At 49.3% G+C, this 16560-nt stretch carries 9 protein-coding genes; 7 read left to right on the forward strand and 2 right to left on the reverse strand.

Going from position 1 to position 16560, the window contains the following annotated elements; all coding sequences use genetic code 11:
* Positions 1–115: 115 nt before the first annotated feature.
* Complete coding sequence (locus GSF01_RS24880; RefSeq protein ID WP_159887976.1) at positions 116–1348, reverse strand: MFS transporter; 1233 nt, start codon at positions 1346–1348, stop codon at positions 116–118.
* A gap of 331 nt (positions 1349–1679) precedes the next feature.
* On the opposite strand from GSF01_RS24880, the gene GSF01_RS24885 reads away from it, so the two are divergent.
* The 5 genes from GSF01_RS24885 (at position 1680) to GSF01_RS24905 (ending at position 9109) form a co-directional block, all read left to right on the forward strand.
* The gene (locus GSF01_RS24885; RefSeq protein ID WP_159887977.1) at positions 1680–2588 is read left to right on the forward strand and encodes an ABC transporter permease; all 909 of its coding nucleotides are present in this window, start codon (positions 1680–1682) and stop codon (positions 2586–2588) included.
* A complete protein-coding gene (locus GSF01_RS24890; RefSeq protein WP_159887978.1) occupies positions 2589–3461 on the forward strand; it encodes a carbohydrate ABC transporter permease in 873 nt (290 codons plus the stop codon). It begins immediately after the preceding gene.
* A gap of 42 nt (positions 3462–3503) precedes the next feature.
* Positions 3504–5033 carry an extracellular solute-binding protein gene (locus tag GSF01_RS24895; RefSeq protein WP_159887979.1) on the forward strand — a complete coding sequence of 510 codons (1530 nt, stop codon included), beginning with the start codon at positions 3504–3506 and terminating at the stop codon, positions 5031–5033.
* 181 nt (positions 5034–5214) lie between these two features.
* A complete protein-coding gene (locus tag GSF01_RS24900; protein WP_159887980.1) occupies positions 5215–7584 on the forward strand; it encodes a helix-turn-helix domain-containing protein in 2370 nt (789 codons plus the stop codon).
* 37 nt (positions 7585–7621) lie between these two features.
* Positions 7622–9109, forward strand: a complete 1488-nt coding sequence (locus GSF01_RS24905; protein WP_159887981.1) for a sulfatase — start codon at positions 7622–7624, stop codon at positions 9107–9109.
* A gap of 11 nt (positions 9110–9120) precedes the next feature.
* On the opposite strand, the gene GSF01_RS24910 is transcribed toward GSF01_RS24905, so the two are convergent.
* Positions 9121–10158, reverse strand: coding sequence for an IS630 family transposase (locus GSF01_RS24910; protein ID WP_159887982.1), 1038 nt, complete (start codon positions 10156–10158; stop codon positions 9121–9123).
* 638 nt (positions 10159–10796) lie between these two features.
* Between GSF01_RS24910 and GSF01_RS24915 the strand changes: the two genes are divergently transcribed.
* Together GSF01_RS24915 and GSF01_RS24920 are read left to right on the forward strand one after the other, a co-directional pair.
* Positions 10797–15062 carry a tetratricopeptide repeat protein gene (locus GSF01_RS24915; protein WP_159887983.1) on the forward strand — a complete coding sequence of 1422 codons (4266 nt, stop codon included), beginning with the start codon at positions 10797–10799 and terminating at the stop codon, positions 15060–15062.
* Between the two features lie 295 nt (positions 15063–15357).
* Positions 15358–16512 (forward strand): ROK family transcriptional regulator, encoded by a 1155-nt coding sequence (locus GSF01_RS24920; protein WP_159887984.1) that lies wholly within the window; start codon positions 15358–15360, stop codon positions 16510–16512.
* The last annotated feature ends 48 nt before the right edge of the window (positions 16513–16560 follow it).

A 16560-nucleotide genomic window follows, 5' to 3' on the forward strand; every position in this document is an offset into this window, starting at 1 on the left:
AGGCTGGCATATACGCCAAAAGAGGATGATCACCATGATCACCCTCTCCACTTCACAGACGCTCCGCTATTCATTATACCCACATACAAACCACTAGAGCATTGCCTGAGATACTTTACGATTGAAGCGTATCCGGCACTTTCAATTTCATGACCGGAACAAGGGCCAAGGTACCAAGAAGGAATAGCAGTCCGATGCCGGAGAAGATGAATACCAGTGAGAACGAAGCCTTCAACACGCCTGCAATGGACATTGCGATCACCATCATGCCAACGAACAACGGATTGAGCACACCGTTGACTCTGCCGACAATCGACTCATGTGACCATTTTAAGATAAGGGTGCTGATCCCGATATGAATGCATGGGAATACCAGCCCGTTCACGAACTGAATCGTCAATGTCAGTGGGATGCTTGTCGAATATCCAACAATCATGGTGCACACACCTCCGACCAACATGCCAAATGCGAGCAGGAGCTGCGGGGGGACTTTCTTAGCGAATCCGGCCACGAGAATGCCGCCGATCAGCATGGCTCCGCCGTTTACCATCAGCATGTACTGCAGGAAGGTGTCCTCTTGCCCAAGTCGTTCCGAAACAATGAACAGATTGAGCGCTTGTGCGATGCCTACACCAAGCCCTGCCAGCATGAACGTGACGCCGAGTGTCCGAAGCATCCGACTCTGCCATACATAACGAAACCCTTCGTACAATTCCGAGAGAATTTTCCCAGACGTAGCGGTTTTTACACTGTCATCCTCAGGAAGACGCACCAAAACAAGCGCTGAGAGTAGGAACACAACCCCCATGACGGATATAGAGGTTTCCAGGCCAAAATGGCTGTAGGCGAACGTTCCCAGCATCGGACCCAGCACCATGAAAATCGCCATCATCGACTGGAAGAGCGCCATACCCTGCTGCAGTTGTTCAGCTGGTACGTGCCGTTTGAACAGCCGCATGCCGGAGGGCTGGGAAAACTGCGATAGGATCGCGGAGATAAACGTCACAAAATATACGGAATGCCAAGAACCAAAATGAATAGCGAACAGCACGGCGAATACCGACACCGATGAGAGCAGGTCGCACCAAATCATCGTGCGTTTGGGCCGCCAGCGATCCGCGAACGTCCCCCCAATAAAGGAAAATACGAAGATCGGCGCAAACTCGGCAACGCTGATCAACGCTATCGCATACGGATCCCTATTGGTAACTTCCGATACATAAAGCAAAATAGCAAAGTTTCGTACCCAAATCCCGATTTGTAGCAATACATTGGACAACAAGATCGTCTGTATAAAACGGTTGCCAAAGATACCTGGTGTTTGGGCAGCTGTTGTTTGTGAACTCAATACGCTCAACTCCCATTTTTTTGTTGAAGCAAGTTATATTAACATTTTTATGCAAGCATGGCAAGTGCGTATTTTTGCTTAACTGCTAAGCGGAGGCAGGTTGCAGAACTCGCCGCGCCATCCCGTGGCTCTATGATAGTCGAAAGCTCTTCGTTCGCTTGGAAGCATGTTGCTTGAGCCTTGCTCAGCCGCGGCCTTCCAAGCTTTTTTGTCGTTGCCTAGAGAAAAGTCCAATCGGTAGAAAAGTGCAAGGTGCGGGGAGAAATGTATGATTGCCGGCAAGACTCCGCGGCCTTTATGCTAGCGCTACGACCAGAAAAGGAGGGGCACCATGGGAAGTAGTTGGCTTCAAGCATGGAGACGCGACAAATATTTATACGCTCTGGCATTGCCCGGGGTATTATTTTTTCTTCTGTTCAAATACGTGCCGCTCGGGGGGCTTGTCATTGCCTTTAAGGATTATTCTCCTTATCAGGGAATCGCGGGAAGCCCGTGGGTGGGCCTCGAGCATTTCGAGCGGTTTTTCTCGAACCCGGACTTTCTGAATCTGTTCCGGAACACGCTGGCCATCAGCTTCATGAATTTGTTTTTATTTTTTCCGCTCCCGATCGTGCTTGCGATTCTATTGAATGAATTGACAAGTCAGCGGTTCAAAAAAACGATCCAGACGATCGTCTACATGCCCCACTTTCTATCCTGGGTCATCATCGTCGGGATTACGTTCCTGCTGCTGAACCAGTCGGGAGGGGTGATCAACGAGCTGCTGGCTTCGCTCGGCTTCGCCAAAATTGATTTCTTGACGAATCCGCGCCTGTTCTGGCTCATGCTTACTCTCCAGAACATATGGAAGGATGCCGGGTGGGGGACGATCCTGTTCCTGGCCGCGATCGCCGGCACGGACCCGCAGCTGTACGAGGCCGCCAAGATGGACGGGGCGAATCGCTTCCGCCAAATGTGGCATATTACGCTGCCTTCTATCCGGAACGTCATTGTCATTCTGCTTATTCTGAGGATCGGACATACGATGGACGTCGGCTTCGAGCAGGTGTTCCTGATGACCAATGGCGCGGTATCGGGCGTAGCGGACGTGTTCGATACGTACGTTTACCGGTCGGGCATTCAGCAAGGAGAGTTCAGCTACAGCGCCGCGATCGGCTTCTTCAAATCTGTAACCGGCCTTATTCTCGTCATCGTCGCCAACCGGCTGGCGAAGAAGCTGGGCGAGGAGGGAGTGTACTAGATGAAGCCATCTTGGGGAGACCGGGCATTCACGACGGCGAACGTCGGCGTGCTGTCCGTCATCGGATTGATTACGTTGTTTCCGCTCTACTACGTGTTCGTTGTCTCGTTCACGGAGCCGCAGGAGTATATCGACAAAGGGTTCGTCCTCTTTCCTACGGCCTGGAGCCTGCTTGCGTACAAATACATTTTCTCGACGTCGGCGTTCGTCGACGCCATCGGCGTCAGCGCCTTCCTGGCGATTGTCGGCACGATGCTATCGCTATTGATTACGTCCAGCTTCGCCTACACGCTGTCGCGCAAGCGGCTGAAGGGGCGCAGGGTGCTCCTGCTGCTCGTTCTGTTGACGACGTTGTTCCAGGCCGGCATTATCCCGGATTATTTGCTGGTGAAGGAGCTGGGGCTGATCGACAGCATCTGGGCGCTGATCATTCCCGTCATGTCGAGCGGCTGGTTCATCCTGCTCATGAAAGGGTTCTACGACGGCATTCCGAACGCGCTGCAGGAAGCCGCGACGATCGACGGCGCGAACGAGATCGGCGTATGGGTGCGGATCATCCTGCCGCTGTCCATTCCGTCGATGGTGGCCTTCGGCCTATTCTATGCTGTCGGCTATTGGAACACGTTCTTCAACGCCATGCTGTATATCAACGATTATCACAAGTGGCCGCTGCAAATGCTGCTGCGCAACATGATCGTCGATTCGTCGACCTCCATGGGAGGATCGATGGCGCTGGGCAACGATCTTCAGCTTCCGAGCGAGACGATCAAGATGGCGGCGGTCGTCGTTGCGACCGTACCTATTCTTATGGTATATCCATTCCTGCAAAAGCATTTTGCCAAGGGAGCCATGATGGGTTCCATTAAGGAATGAGATTATATACAATAGCGTTTATACAAAAAGGAGGAGTCATCCATGGCAAGAAAGAGCGCGCTGGTTATGCTCTCGGGCGTCGTCGCTATGACGGGGGTGCTGGCTGCCTGCAGCCAAAATACGAATCAAACCGCGGGAGGCTCGCTGCCGGGCGGAGCGTCGAAAGAGAAACCGGTCGAAATCAGCATCATGTCGGATTACTTCAGCCCGGAGCCGCCGAATGAGCAGGACCCGATCCGTCTGGAAATCGAGAAGCGGACGAACACGAAGCTGAACATTACGTGGGTATCGTCCAACAACTACAACGACAAGACGAACGTGACTCTCGCTTCGGGCGACATGCCTGATCTGTTGCTCATTCGCGACCCGTTCCAGGCGCAGGTTCGCAAGATCGCGGGCCAGGGCGCTTTCTGGGATTTGACGCCGCACTTGAAGGACTATCCGAATTTGAGCGCCTTGCCGAAGGCCAGTTGGGACAATACGAGCCTGAACGGCAAAAATTACGGGATTCCGTTCGCCAGACCGCTCGTCGGCACGGAAGGCATGCCGATTATCCGCAAGGATTGGCTGGATAAGCTTGGCTTGCAGCCGCCGAAGACGATCGATGACATGTACGGGATCATGAAAGCTTTCACGGAGAACGATCCCGACGGCAACGGGAAGAACGATACGATCGGCCTGATCGCCTCCGTCGCTCAGGGCAATATGGGCAATCTGTCCTGGGTCGAGAACGTTATGAACGGCAACCTCGGCAAGTGGAAGGCGCAGGACGGCAAGCTGATCGACTTGACGCTTGAACAGGGGACGAGAGAGGCGCTTTTGTGGCTGAATAAGGTGTACAAGGAAGGGCTGCTGTCCGCCGACTTTCCGACGCTCAAGAACACGCAGGTCAGGGAAGGCATTACGACGAGCAAGGCGGGCATCTTCGCCGACGCGATGAAGCCGACCTGGCTGCTGACCGGCCAGATGCGCGCGAGCAACCCGAAGGCTGATTTGTTGTATACGCCGTATCTCGACGGCCCAAGAGGCCGGTTCTCCCCGGTGGGAAGCGGCGCTTACGGCTTCTGGGTCATTCCGAAGTCCGTGCCCGAGGAGAAGATGAAGCAAATTCTCGCTTTCATGGACTACGGCGCGTCGGAGGAAGGCAGCATCATGGCGAATTACGGAATCGCAGGCGAGCATTACAACAAGAAGGACGATATGTACTTGTTCACGGAGAAGGCCAAGGAGTATTCCGGCGTTATTTTCCCCATATTCAGCGACATCAACAAGTACGCCTTCGCTTATCAGACCGGCATTCCGGAGGATTTCCTGAAGCGCAACATGTCGATCATCGACGAGCAGGCGAAGGCCGGCACGCCCAATCCGGCGATCGGCCTGAACTCCGAGACGCAGAACAAGGTCGGCGCCGATTATGACAAGCGCATTCAGGACCTGAAGATCAAAATCATCTTGGGCCGCGAGCCGATCGGGGCTTGGGATCAATTCGTCACCGATCTGAAGGCCGATAGCCAATACCTGCAAATCGCAAACGAGCTGAACGAGGATTACCGGAAAAGACAGGGCAGCTGATCGGATCGAAGGCCGAATCGAGGCGGTACGGCGAACGGACGGTGATCGGCGGAACGATTACAGGGCAGATGCGGCATGTCGGGCGTCTTGGTGGTAGTATTAAGGTATATTCGAATATTGAGGAGCTGCGCCCGCCTATGGGGCGCGGCAGCTCCGCACCGACAAAATGGAGAGATCGCCTTTGAAAAACTGGTTCGTTTCCCTTCGTGCGTTCCGCATGTCCGCTTTATTCCAAAAAAGATTTTACCGGCAAAGCCTCATCCTCATCCTGCTTGCGATCTGCATCCCTACCGTTCTGGTCGGCAGCGGAGTCAAGTGGATCGGCACCCGGCAGATGGAGAGTATTGTGCTCTCCTCCCGCCAGCATCAAGCGGCGGAGTCGGCGCTGCGCCTGGACAACGCACTGGCCAACCTGGAGAAGACTGCCACGCAATGGGCGTTCAACCCGGATTTCGGATTGAGGCTGAAAGGCTTGGAGACGCGGTACGATTACGAATTTATTCGCAATCTTTATACGTATTTGCTGCTGATCAAGGAGTCCAATCCACTCATCGATCAAGCCAACCTTTATTTGGACCGGACGGGCGATATGTATTCGGACAGCAACGGCACTTATGCCGTGCGCCCGGAGGATAGGGGGCGGTTCCACGAGCTGCTGAATTACCCGCAAACGACGTTCTGGCTGACAGCCTTCAAGCCGGCGGCCTATGGCGAGGGCGGGGATGCGGGGGCTCTTACGCTCGTCTATCAGCTGCCGGCCAACAGTGACGCCGAACCGCTCGGCGTCCTGCTCGTGCATGTGAAGCGGAGCCAAATTTCCCAGCTGCTCAGCGGCTCGACGCTGGACGAGAACGGTGTTGCCTTCCTGCTGGACGAAGCGGGCAACCGGATCGGCAGTTCTTCGGAGACCGAGGCCGCCTTGGGTCTGCAAAACGGGCTCATCGAGCGAATCCGGACGGATCGGGAAGCCGTGAAGAATCCGATTTATGAGACGGACCGGCAGAAGTATCTCGTCACCCATTCGGCCGTCAAGCGGCTCGGCAAAACTTGGAGCTATGTCAGCATCGACGCCTTGGCCCAAATCAATTCGCCGGTCGTCGCCGCCTCGTATTTCGTGTATGTATTCGGGGCATCGGTGCTGCTGCTGGCGGTGCTGTCGGCCTTCTTCGTCTCCCGCAGGCTCTATCAGCCGATCCGCACGCTGATCGACGTATTCCGGACGGGCCAAGGGGCAGGCGGCGAAGCTTCGGACGAGATCGCCTTCATAACGGAGCAGTGGAAGCGCATAAACGTGCGCAGCCGCGTGCTGGAGGAACGGCTGGAGCAGCAGCTTCCGGTCATGAAGGAGGGCTTCCTGCTGCAGCTGCTGCAGGGCCACTTCCAATACGCGCCGCCCGCCGAGCTGAAGGAGCGCATGCAGCTCTTTGGTCTCGGCACGGACGGAACCCGATACACGATCATCGGTATTCAGCTATCGGGCGTCCCACAGTCCGCGGTGCGATTCCGTGAAGGCGACCAGGAGCTGATTTCCTTCGCAGCGGTGAATATCATCGAAGAGCTGCTGAAGGACGAAGGCATGCGATGCGAGATCGTCAACCTGCATGATCTGTCGATCGGCCTCATCTTGAGCGATCCGCAGGCTGGTCGGGGCGAAGCGGGCAGAGGCGAGCTGCGCCGTCTCGCGGAGCGGCTCGCTGACGCCCTCCACCAATTTTTGCGCATGCCCGTCACTTTATGCGTCGGCAGCCCGATCGCATCCGCAGTCGAGATGCCTCAGGCGTGGGAGGAAGCCAAGCGGCTTGTCCGCTATCGGGACTTATACGAGGAGAAGCAGGTTATTCAAGCGGAGGATTTCAACATGTCCATGAGCGAAGAGATCCGTTACCCGTTTGCCGCGGAGTCGGAGATCGTTCAGGCGGTCCGCAATCTGGACGAGAAGGGAGCCGCGAGCGCGCTGGAACTGTTCTGTCGGGAGCTGCAGGCCAATACGACGAAGGAATATTTGTTCCAGCAGGGACTTCTGCAGCTGCTCGGCAACCTCCGGTTCGTCATGCTGAAGGCGGGCTACAACCCGTTCGAATCGGAGCCGTTCACGCTGCAGGAGGAGATGGAGCGTGGCATTGGCATTCCGGAAATTACCGCGCTCTTCCTGGAAAAAATCATCCGTCCCTACATGCTCAGAACGAAGCGGGAGTCGGAGGATCAGCATGTCCGCGTGAAGCTGGTGATCGAGCGGATCTTGGACGCGATCCATGAGCGGTTCGGCGATGCGGACCTGTCGCTCGACGGGCTCGCCGACGAGCACGACATGACCCCGCTGGCGCTGAGCAAGGCGTTCAAGAAGGCGGCCGGTATCAACTTCGTGCAATATTTGACGGATGTCCGGCTGCGCAGGTCGAAGGAGCTGCTTGCCGATACCGACGACAAAATCAACGATATCGCGGAGGCGGTCGGCTACCAGCCGACGTATTTCAATCGGATTTTCAAAAAAAGCGAAGGCATCACCCCGAGCCAGTTCAGGGAGCTGATGCAGGAGAGCGGCCGGGATTGAACCCCGGACCGCATACGGAGAGGGGAATGTTCCGCAAGTGAAAGCCGTCATGTTCATGTTCGATTCGTTAAACCGGCATATGCTGGCTCCCTATGGATGCGACTGGGTCCATACGCCGAATTTCCAAAGGCTGGCGGAGCGTTCCGTCACGTTTGACCGCTGTTATTCGGGAAGCCTCCCGTGCATGCCGGCCAGAAGGGATCTGCATACGGGCCGTTACGGCTTCCTGCATCGAAGCTGGGGACCACTGGAGCCGTTCGACGATTCCATGGTGGAACTTATGAGAAAGAACGGCGTCTATACGCATCTGACGACCGACCATACGCATTATTTCGAGGATGGAGGAGCGACCTATCATACCCGCTACGACACCTGGGAGTATGCTCGCGGCCAGGAGGGGGATGCCTGGAAGGGGCATGTCGAAGATCCGGTCATACCGGAGACGCTAAGCGCGAGGCGAGGCGGCTTGTGGCGGCAGGACTGGGTCAACCGCCAATACTTGGACGAAGAGGAGAAGCAGCCGCTTGCCGTCACGGTCAGCCGGGGGCTCGAGTTTATCGAGCGGAACCACGCGAAGGACCGGTGGTTTCTGCAAATCGAGGCGTTCGATCCGCATGAGCCGTTCTTCACGCAGCAGAAGTACAAGGATCTGTATCCCCATCCTTATGCAGGGAAGCATTTCGACTGGCCGGATTACGGGAGGGTGAAGGAGCAGCCGGAAGAGGTGCAGCACGCCATTTACGAATACGCCGCCCTCGTGAGCATGTGCGACGCGCATCTGGGGCGGGTGCTCGACACGTTCGACCGCCTCGATCTATGGAAGGATACGATGCTGATCGTGAATACCGACCACGGCTTCCTGCTCGGGGAGCATGAGTGGTGGGGCAAGAACATCCAGCCGTTCTACAATGAAATCGTCAACGTTCCGCTGTTCCTGTGGGATCCGCGCAGCAGGCTGCAGGGGGTGCGTTCCGACTCGCTCGTGCAGATGATCGACCTGCCTGCGACGCTGCTGGATAGCTTCGGCATCGATCTGCCGCCGAGCATGCAAGGCAGGCCGATCGACGAGGCGGTCGTCCGAGGCCGCGCGATCCGGGAGGGGGCGCTGTTCGGCATCCACGGCGGCCACGTCAACTGCACGGACGGGCGTTACGTGTATATGAGAGGGCCGAAGGACGAGACCAACCGGCCGCTGTATGAGTATACGCTTATGCCGACGCATATGAACCGGCTGTTCGCTCCCGAGGAGTTCGACGGCATGAGCATCAGCGACCCGTTCCCGTTCTCGAAGGACTGCCGGCTCCTGAAGCTGGAGGGTCGCACCTACCTCAATCCGTACGCGTACGGTACGCTGCTGTTCGATCTTAGTCTCGACCCTCGTCAGGAGGCGCCGATCGACGATCCGGTGGCCGAAGCGCGCATGATCCGGCTCATAGCGAAGCTGATGCGCGAGAACGACGCGCCGCCTGAGCAGTTCGAGCGACTCGGCATCCCGGCGTGGGGAGTTTCTACCTATATAAAATGAACTGAAGAATCTTATACTCCTAACAGCAGGCGGTCGATGACTTGAAGAGGATTCTGGTTAATCAGTTTCATAAAAGCAGTGACGTGTGTACGGATATGGTAAAACTTACTGAAAAACACGTTATTCACCACATCATGCTTCAACCATTTCCATAGTCCTTCGATCGGATTAAGCTCTGGACTATACTTTGGCAGGAAGATCAGTCTCAGTCTCTCATTCTCCTGCAGAAACGGCTTTAACTCGTTTGCATGGTGGACCCGTGAATTATCTAATACAACAACAATCTTGCCTTCCGGATATTTGGTTAAAATATCAACCAGGAACCGTTGAAATGCTGCAGCGTCCTGCTGCTCTTCTTCCCGATGGGTAACATACCCTGTTTCATAATGGATGGCCGCGAATAATTTAGCCCCTTCATGTCGTCCATACGTTGGGATCTTACGCTGCTGTCCTTTCAAGAACCAGTTATATTGCAGAGCCAGATAGGCGCGTATCATGGACTCATCTTCAAATAATAGATGTTGAATTTCTCCTGATTTCAGCTGTTCTTTGAGTTCTGGTAATGTTTCTTCGCGAAAATGCTCCTGTTCTTCGGAACTAGCGCGTGTAAGTGTGTAAGTCGCTTTGGTGTAGCTGAACCCTAAACGTTCGAGCATTTTTGAGACGCCGCGTTCAGTGAACGTTTCACCAAACTCTCGTTTAATCCACATGGCAATCGTTTTTAAAGTCCAGGTGAATCTCGCTTCAAAACCCACATCGGCAGGTCGTTTGGTCTTGATCGTATCAGCCAATTTTCGTTCCTGCTCATCGGTTAATTTTTTCGGGCCACCAGGTGCATGATCCAGCTCCAGACCAGCAAGACCGTCTTCTTGGTTAGCTTTCCAATAGGTGCTAATCGTCTGATACGTCCGTCCCAAAATCGAGGCAATCTCTGTAAAGGTACGTCCTTCCAAATGCAGGCGTATGGCAAGACACCGTTCGTAGAATCGTGTAGAATTCGTCTCCTTCATTGCAGCTGTAATTCTGTTCCATTCTTCTTGAATGCTCATTTTGTTTCCCGCCCTTTTTGGAATAGTTACTTCCTATTACCCGATTTGGCGGTTATTCAAATTATGAGTTCATCTTATTATAGTATAAAAATGTTACTTTTGTTTCCAAGCCCCTTGTCCTCATTCGGACAAGGGGTTTCAGTCTATGCCGTCCAAATACCGGAAGTGCCTGATTGATTAAAAAACGTTTATCAAAGAGTTTTTTACTGCCCAATCATTTTTTTGTCAATTTCGGTAAGAGTCATCATAAGTCACATGTATTGAAAATGGACACAGGACTACAACTAAAGACCTATTTGGCCGATATTGATTATAGAATATTTGGTATATGTTTGGTTAGCATTATAAACATTGAAAAGGTAGCTGCCGCGCTCAATGTTTCGATTGAATATTTGTTTTCTAGCGTGCGGTTTTCACCGAATTTGGCTTATTTGAAGAAGGATTTTGAAGTTCCATTCATCACTTGTACGGTGAAGATAAAGAAATGGTCGGCAAGGTATATAAATTTTTCGATATTAACGGAAATGACTAATAAAACCAATGCAATAAACCGCTGGTAAGTAACTCAGCGGTTTATTTTCTAAACTGAACGCCGATATTTGAAAAGCCAACAGGCAGGTACAGGGGAGGTTTTCAACATGAGTGAACACGCTGGGGAACATGAGTTCATAGCACATTTTGGAAGTATGTTGAGAGAGAATAACGATCCGCTAAGAGCCTTTGCCGGGTTCTTTATAGCCGTACGGTATTTTGGAATAACGCGGATCAAAGAACAAAATTCGCCGGATGACGTTACTTGCTTACAAGATCTAATTCAATATGAAAATAATGAAATAAGTGAATTGCTTACTGATTTGGGGTTCGATAGAGAACTTCAACAACTGTCCATTTCTAATTTGGGTGAGATCTATTCATACATCCATGAATGCATCCAATCACAAAGAATCATTGAAGGGCTGATCATTAGCCATACATTGTATCATTGGTTATATGTCATATTAGGCGAGCAAAAGTTTCATCAATGGATGGAGAGGTCACCCATTATCGAACAGAAGCTTAAAATATTCCCTACACATCGTACGGATAGCTTATTAGTTATATCGGATGAGAACCAGACCATTTTGGCACAGCACCTGGTGCTTTTTCAGCTAAGTATTGGTATGGATAAGATTCATATTGTTTCCTACGATCATAAAATTTTTGGCCAGACAGATTATCTAAATTTAATATCTACCCTTAAACGTAGAAAACTACAGGATTATATTTATCGCCTCGAGTTCGAAGGTGACCCAGTATTAAACTACAGTTATTTAGCTTCCATACTCGACAAGATGGATGAGAATACTTTCCTTTTAATCATCGGTATTAACAAATTTGTTTCTCCGAACAAGGACAAAGCCATCGGTACAACCACTTTTCGGGAGGGGAAATTAAATCTTCATACCCCCAATACGGTAAATTGGCATGAATTTATACAAGGAGTAGATCATGTATTCGTAAAGTCTGAAGAGAAAAACATTCATACAACCATGATCTATACGTTAGATGATATATATGACCCAACTCAACTAATCAATAATGCTGCAAGTGATGTGGATAGTTTCGGTATTTTTTCGATAACCACCCCTAAACCTGTTGAATTCAACGAAGTTTACGATCTGTTACATGAATTAAGTGAAGGTTTAGTTGATGATAAAACATTTGAAGCGGCCCTAGCCAAAAATAAAGAAGTGATTGGGGACGATAATTACTATTTTGCTCTGGGAATAAAATGCCTGACAAAGAATGACTACATCACTGCAGAGAAGCATTTTAAATTGATGTCGGATAATATGCCGCTGGCCAATAGACTGCTCATTGCCAACTTATATATGAATAAGAAGCAGTACCCGCAAGCCATGGAGATTTTAATGGGCCTGTATGAGAACGACAAGTATTTACCGAATCTGATGCCTGCCATTTTAAGAGTGGTTGCGCAAGTAGGGGATAATCAGCTTGTGGATGAGTGGCTCGATAAAGCCCTTCAAATAAATAATGAGGATCCTGAAGTTGTTCATTATGCCGCCCATTATTTTACCAGCAACGGGAAATACCTGGAGTCTGCGGAAAAATGGAACGAGCTCTATCAATTAACTAATGACATATTGTTTAAACTGTTGCACGAAATTAATATCATTTTGTCAAATATAGATCACTATAGGGAATCCGAAATCGAGCAAAAATTACTAAGCTACGCCGAAAATCATCCGGAGATAGCAAGTGAAGTGTTTTTCAGGCTGGGGTTGATCTTGTATAAAGATAAGAAAAATTCTAAAGAAGCCTTACCCTATTTTTCGAAAATAAATAGAACCATCGATGCTTCTTTCGCCTGCGAGGCTGCTTTCCAGAGATTGAATATTCTTAGAAATAAATTATCCGAGACCCATCATTCGGGTAAACGAAAAAATATAAAAGAATTTGCCATCGAGTTGGTCAGCAATATTGGAGTTTTAACCTATAAAGATCAAGGGAATCATAAGTGGAGCCACTATATGGAGGACACTTTGCCTTACGTGGAATGGAAGAAACAGTTGGCTGAAATTATTTTTGAAAAAATAGAACAATGGTCTACATTAGATGAGGCTTTGTTCATACGAACGAATATGCCTGATGACATAGATGAATCTATATTTGAAAGCATCATACAAGTGGAAGGGCAAAACTATCTTAGTCCGACTGATTTTAGAGAACAGGTAATGTTGATGTTTTTTTCAGCAATGGGGTTAATAGAGGTTGGAGAGTTCCAGCAGGCCAATGACATCATTTTTACGATCTTTAGACTTCCCTCCACGGCGAATACCGAGAAAGATAAGAACCTGGCTGTTATTTTTGGCCTCCTTGCCTGGAGTAGTTCCAATTTCAAAATGGGTGACGAAGTCGAAAGTATGGCAGCAGGGATCGCTGCAATCGAGATGGGAATACAATGGGAAGAAATACTGTATCCCTTTGCTTTTGGATTTCAAAATATCATGGACTTTTTAATGGATTACACAAAAAATCTTCAACTTGATCCTGATAAAAAAAATTCGCTATGCCGATTAGTGGATAATTTAGGTGATAAAAACCTTAAACTTAAGTATCAGTACATGACAGGCGAATATGATGGCATCATGGATAATCGATCGGAATTTCTAAAGGGACTAGACCGATTGTGGGATGAGTATCCGGAGCTTGAAATTGTATTAAATGTTCCTGAGGAGGAAGAAGAGTCTTTTGTAAATGAACTTAAGATATTAATTAATACCTATATCTGTAAGGGAATGGAGCAGAAGGCGCATCGATATATCCTCAAATTTTCCAATTCATTTCAAGTAAACTTCATAAATAAAATATCCTTAAGCTATAGGATCTACTACGAATGGGCCATGATCTTGCTTCGCCAGAAGGATTATAAGCATGCTAAACATTTTATACTACGATCAATAGAACAAATAGAAAAAATAAGAACCGTTTATTTCAAGAGGGAACGCTCTTTCATTGGAAAACAGGCAAACATGATTTACAGAACCTTATTGGAGATCGCCGGAAGGGAGTTTATGGAGTCGAAAGACTCCGCCCTATTGAATATGTCATATGTGAGAAACGGTCTGGTAAATATTGCGCCGAGAGCGATTATTGAACAAAAATTATTTAATCGTTTCGAACTAGCCAGTGAAGAAAAGATTGGGGATCTGATTCGTGCAAGTAACGATTATTTCGATCTTTTTCATGTGCTCCAAACTATGCAGCAGAAAGGGATTGTGGACGAGGAATATGAAAGTCTGGTTAGCCGGTTTATCGAATGCAAGAGGTTTTTAGAGGAGAATCATCCCAGTTTTAAATCCTTACCGTCCTATAACATTTTGACGGAACATGTATCGGCAGATCATTTCCATGCCATCAGAACTAAAATGAATGACGATGAATTACTATGTCAGTTGGTCGTGCTGGATAATCTCCTTATCTATAACTTTATTTCAAAAGAGCAGAGTGAAATAAGCGTTGAAGAAATTGACTTAGCCGCATATAAAGATGCTTTTGAGGTTTTTAAGCAAAATATATATTACGATGATTATCAATTATGTCAAAAGCAACGTAATGAAGCCTTTATCGAATTATGCGAACGCCTCTCATCCATGCTCATTAAACCCTTGTATAGCTATCTGGAAGAAAATAAATATAAAAAATTATTTTTTATGCCCGATCTCAACTTAAGATACGTCAGTATGAATTACATGAGATATAAGAATAAATGGTTGATCGAATGGTTTGACAGTATTGAGAATATCATTGATTTTAAAGTGATTGGGAGCATGAGCCAAACCGGCTATGGCAGCAAGGTTGTTGCAAATTTCATAAACAAACAAGATAAAAGCCTATCCCAAATCCTACATATGATAAGGCAGCAAGAACAAATTGAAATTCAAGAGGTGGACAGTTCATTCGTTGAAATCAATGATGATTTGAAAACTTATATCATAGTCGGTCATGGGAATTCCGAAGTTAACGGTTATGATTATGTGGGAGCGAAAGGAATCAAGAAGTCGAAAAAGATGACGATTCGTCTGGATGAGTTCCTTCAAGTTAAGGGCCGAATCGAGAATGCTTTGGTGATCTCCTGCAGCGGCGGAACTCCAGTCAATGATTATGTGGAAAGAAACGATGGCGTCTGGTCTTCCCTGTTTGAGAAAAATATAGCCTACATTTTGTACTGTAAGTGGGATGTTTCAACCGAGTACACCAATCAGCTTCTTGAGAAAATATTACACTTGATGAGTGAAAATAATCATATGAGTGTAAGCGAGGCTTTGATTCAATCGCAAAGAGAATTATGCAGCTATCATCCAATTTTATGGGCAGGTTTGGAAGTTTGGAAAAATGAATGACCTACTACAGAAGGGCTCTTCTCTGTAGCATTTGGAGCGGCAGATCCGAAACGATGTCGGCCTAAACGATTGCGGGGGGCCTTTAAGCTCTTCAATAACAGGCCCTCGCGTTGAATCCCATAGGAGATGCCATCTCTTTGGCGGGTGTAGGGCGGGTGCACGACGCCCGCCTCTGAAAATGTTGAACGCATTTGACAAGAAGACTAAATCACGATATAGTAATAATTAATTAATAACACCAGTGGACTAACTAACGTTTCTTTCAACAAAAATGAGAGGGTGGGATTATAACACGGTGAAAGAAACTAAACACGATCAACGAATGATCAGAGAGCATCATTTGCTCCTTCTGTTTAAAATTATTAAGCGCAATGGCCCGATATCACGAGCCGAACTGGCCAAAAAGACTCAAATGAGCGCGACAAGCGCTAGCCGGATCGTCAAGGAATTGATCGATCAGAACTTCGTTGATGAAACGGGACAAACGGAAGGAAATGTAGGTCGAAGAGCAACGCTGCTGAAGATAAACCCGAGCGGAGCGCTTATTATCGGAATCAATATCGATCTGGAGTCGATTGAGGTAGGCATTGTAGACCTGGACGGCAACGTCATATTGAAGAAAGATAGAGATATCGACTTGTCGCTACCGCCGACGGAGGTGCTGGATCGTGTCGTCGAGCTTGTTGCCAGCATCAAAGCCCAGATCGGTGAGTTGTCGAACCGGATTATCGGCTGCGGCGTGAGCATTCCGGGTATTGTGGAATGGCCGCAAGGCCGGGTCGTCATGATCCCGCAATTTCACTGGGCCAATGTCGAGATCAGGAAGTATCTTGAAGAAAAAATCGGCATGACCGTGCTCGTTGACAACCAGGTGAAAGCGATTTTGCTGGGGGAAAGTCTTTATGGCAGTGTAGTCGGCGTGGACCATGCCGCATGTATTTTTGTCGGCAGCGGTGTCGGCGGCGCGTTTATGGACAAGGGCGAAGTGATTCGCGGCAGTAAAAACATTGCCGGAGAGATCGGGCATACGACTATAGATCCGGACGGTTCCTTGTGTGACTGCGGCAGATTCGGCTGCTTGCAGACCTTTATTTGCGCGTCGGCTCTGGAGAAGGAAAGCGGCAAGCCGATCCATGAAATATTTGCAGCCGAACAGCAGCAGGAGGTATGGGCGGTCAAGATGCTCGACAGAGCGGCGGAATATTTATCGATGGCGATATCCAACGTCGTCTGTACCTATAATCCGGAAGCCGTAGTATTGGTGGGCCCGATGATCGACCAGCATCCGCAATGGGTGAAGAAGGTAGAGCAGAAGTGTAAGCGGTATTTGTGGGACAACTTCGACAGAATGCTGGAAATTCGCTATCCGCATATAGGTTCCCATGCCGGCATAGTAGGGGCAAGCTGTCTCGTATTGAGAGAATTTCTGGAATCACCAATCAGCAAGTGATTCCTTTTTCTTCAATTAATAAATTCAGTAGAGTAATTAATTAGTCGT

Origin of the sequence: Paenibacillus puerhi, from assembly GCF_009846885.1 — a bacterium.
In the GTDB taxonomy this organism is placed as follows: Bacteria; Bacillota; Bacilli; order Paenibacillales; family NBRC-103111; genus Paenibacillus_G; species Paenibacillus_G puerhi.